At 49.7% G+C, this 642-nt stretch carries 1 protein-coding gene; it reads left to right on the top strand.

The window, feature by feature from the left end:
- Nucleotides 1-642 (top strand): hypothetical protein (locus ACFIL8_RS12095; protein ID WP_375690024.1); only part of this gene is annotated, 642 nt, incomplete at both ends.

A 642-nucleotide genomic window follows, 5' to 3' on the forward strand; every position in this document is an offset into this window, starting at 1 on the left:
ATGAAAGAACTGACCGATATTACCGGTAAACCGGAATATGCGATAGATGGTTCTGCTTTGGGGGCTCTACAGGCGGACAGAATAAAACTTGTGGCAACAGAAAAAGGTGTTGGGGTTCGCATGCGCCATGATATGGCAGCCAATGCGGGGCAGTTGCATCTTTCTGCTGATGGGAAAATCTCGTTGAAGAATGTTTTTGGTCATGGGGGTGTTGTCCTCAAATCGAAAAGCCAGAGCGTATTGGCAAAACACATCACCTCGAAAAAGCATATTGATATTGCCGCCCATAAGGATGTGACGTTAGAAACGGTTGGTGCTGATGGTCATTTGAAGATAGAGGCGCAGGATGGGCTTTTATCGATTGCCGGTAAGGCAACCTCTGGGGGCAATATGGAGCTGTCTTCGCGCCAGACACTTCAAGTTTCAGGGCTAGGGTCAGGTGCTGATATGGCTCTTGAATCGGGCGGAAACTTGAAGCTTGAGGGGATTGTTTTAGCGCAAGGGAATCTCAAGGCGCATGCCGGTGGTGATATACAAGCTCATTTTTTAGCCGGTGGGGTTGATATGGCGGCAACGGGTGCTGCTGGTGTTGTTGTTCTTGGCACCCAAGGGGATGTTGATCTCCAGAGCAGTCAAGGTGCG

Origin of the sequence: Bartonella sp. AP57NXGY, assembly GCF_042195805.1 — a bacterium.
In the GTDB taxonomy this organism is placed as follows: Bacteria; Pseudomonadota; Alphaproteobacteria; order Rhizobiales; family Rhizobiaceae; genus Bartonella.